The 2490-nt window shown below is 69.2% G+C and carries 3 protein-coding genes; 1 reads left to right on the top strand and 2 read right to left on the bottom strand.

Annotated elements, in window-relative coordinates:
• Positions 1 to 37 precede the first annotated feature (37 nt).
• Complete coding sequence (locus ACFWIA_RS35075; RefSeq protein WP_387011329.1) at positions 38 to 679, bottom strand: transposase; 642 nt, start codon at positions 677 to 679, stop codon at positions 38 to 40.
• Positions 680 to 1064: 385 nt separating this feature from the next.
• Positions 1065 to 1649, bottom strand: coding sequence for a nitroreductase/quinone reductase family protein (locus tag ACFWIA_RS35070; protein WP_387011328.1), 585 nt, complete (start codon positions 1647 to 1649; stop codon positions 1065 to 1067).
• A 354-nt stretch (positions 1650 to 2003) separates the two neighbouring features.
• Here ACFWIA_RS35070 and ACFWIA_RS35065 point away from each other — a divergent pair, with 354 nt between their 5' ends.
• Positions 2004 to 2183 (top strand): hypothetical protein, encoded by a 180-nt coding sequence (locus ACFWIA_RS35065; RefSeq protein ID WP_387011327.1) that lies wholly within the window; start codon positions 2004 to 2006, stop codon positions 2181 to 2183.
• Positions 2184 to 2490 lie beyond the last annotated feature (307 nt).

The raw sequence follows: 2490 nt of genomic DNA, 5'->3' as shown, positions 1-2490 counted from the left end.
TCCCACGGCCTCGGCCGAGCCACCCCACACCCCCGGATCAACGTTCCCCGAGTGATCCAACCACCTCGAAGATCATTTCGTTAGGAGTTCTTAGAGGATGTCTCACGTGGTGAGTTTCGCGAGTCTCTTGTAGCAGGTCAGGGCTGCGGCGTGGCCGAGGAAGGCAAGGAAGTGGCTGCCCTTTCGTTCGCACCGGACGGTGAGGCGGCGGTGGCCGAAGAGCCAGGTGATGGACCGCTCGATCTTCCAGCGGTGCCGACCGAGCCGCTCGCCGGACTCGATACTGGGACGGGCGATCCTCGCGATGAGATGGCGGCCGCGGAGCCAGCGGAGGCGCTCCGCGGAGTGGTACGTACGCTTTGTCCGCGCGGATTTTCACCAGCTTCCTCCGACGTGGCCCGCGCCGGGAGCGGACGGCGGGAATGCCCAGGAACAACGGCTTGAACGCCTGACTATCGTGCAGGTTCGCGCCGGACACCGCGACGGCCAGCGGCAGGCCCTGGGCCTCGGACAGCACGTGGAGTTTGCTGCCTTTCCTGCCGCGATCGACTGGATTCGGCCCGGTCAGCGAGCCCCCCTTTTCGCACGCCCCGAGGCAGCATCGACGATCGCGGACGTCCAGTCCAGCTCGCCCCTGGCGCCAAGCTCGTCCAGCACCGCCCGATGCAGCCTGCGCCACGGGACAGCCTCAGTCCACGCGGCCGACCCGTTCGGCGCGGGCCTGCTCGTCGTTCCAGACTACGCGGGGCTCGCCCGGGCCGATGTAGTCGTGCGCGGCGCTCCGTGCGGCCGGCGACTACCTGGGTGGCGACGGTGGTCGGGCGCCCCCCCGCAGGGAAATCACCGGCGGCTGAGGATGTGCCGGGGGCTCCGATGCTCCCAGGTGTCCGGGGCGGTTGAGAGGAAGCAGCGCTATCCGGTGCCGTCCCAGCAGTGGATCAGCAGGAGGAAGAACCCCGCGGAGAAACCCAGAAGCCGTCAGCCTGGATCATGGAGCCCTACCGGCGGGAGGAGGTGGTCCGCAGGTCGGGTCATCCGTTCCGCTCGCGCGGTACGACACGGCGTCATGGTGTCCCGCCTGGGAAGGAGCCCGGGTGCCACACGGTCGGGTCCGCGGGCGCCGGTTCAGGTGCTGCCGGCTGGTAGTTCTGTACGGAGGGGCCGGCAGGGAGGTCGTCCGGCACGGGTTTAGGCAGCAGCAGGAAGACGCGGAAGGTGCGCTTGGCGTTGGCTTCCAGGGTGTCGAAGAGGGGGTTGAGCGCGGTGATCCTGGCGTGGTGGAGCGTCTTCTCGGTGCCGTTGAGGAGACGGGCTGTCACGGGCACTGCGCGGCGTGCGTGGATGATCACGGCGCGGGGGTCAAGCAGGAGGTTCGACGTCCAGGCCGGGTGCTGGGGGCGTCCGTAGTTGCTGCCGATGATCAGGAAGGTGCCGTCCGCGCCGAGATCGCTGATGACCGGAACGGTACGGGGTGCGCCGGTTCGTGAGCCGTTGGTGATGAGGAGCACCGTGGGCAGGAGCAGCCGGGTGGGCATCCACCGGCCATGGGAGAGACGGTGGCTCGCGAGGTCGATGCGGTGCAGCAGGGCGGCCATGCAGGACTTGAGGAGACGGCTGCGGCTCGCCAGTGAGAGGAGACGGATCAGCATGTCGGAAGACCTCCCTGATCAGATTCCGTGAGTGTTCGGCCGACTGTCCGGGAACGTGGTGGACCGCCGGGGCACGGAGTCGGGATCGGGGGCGGCTCGCGGGGGAGGGGCCACGACGCGCGCACCGGCGTTCCAGCTGAGGATACCCAGCGATGGCTGTCGCTACAGATCGCTTGTTGGGGTGAACCGCGCTTCATCGAATGGTCTGCCGTCACGGTGGAGACAGCGGCCCTACGGTGGCCGCGTACCCGATGTCCCACAACAGGCCCGAATCGCCGCCGCGGCTGCAGAGTCACGGTCCTGCTCCCGCACGATGGAATGGGCAGTACCGGTACCGGAGCTCCCTCATCGCCATTGGGGAAGCTGGCCCTGACCACCCGCTCGCACGTGCCGGACAGCGAGGCCCTACTGCGGGCCGTCCCCGATTGCACCACGTCCGACACGGGCGCCACCCTGGTGCTCGCCACCGGTGCCGCGGGAGAGGACGATTCCGATGTCCTGACGACCTGGCCCGCCGCCAAGCCCACGGTGTGACGGGTCTGCCTGAGGGGCCACGCACGCGGGTACGGTCTCCTGTGACGGACGAGTTCCGGGCGACGCCGGCCAGCGATTTCGTCGCGGTTCGCCAGATCGCCGTGCCGCGGTACCACGAGATGGTCGAACAACTCTCCCTGCCGCGGGGAAGCGGTGCGTGCCCGCCGTAGCCGAACACGAAAACCGCTGGGCCGCCTCGTCCCCCCTGCGACGGGTCGAGGCGAAGGCTGCTGGACGGGATGTGGCGGGACCGTCGCCCTGGACGGCTCGGCCAGCGGCACAGGTTGCCGGCGCGCCCGCCTCCGGC

The organism is Streptomyces sp. NPDC127068, assembly GCF_042724695.1.
Taxonomy (GTDB): Bacteria; Actinomycetota; Actinomycetes; order Streptomycetales; family Streptomycetaceae; genus Streptomyces.
The sequence above is the reverse complement of the archived record's forward strand: the minus strand, read 5'-3'. Positions and strand labels throughout refer to the sequence as shown.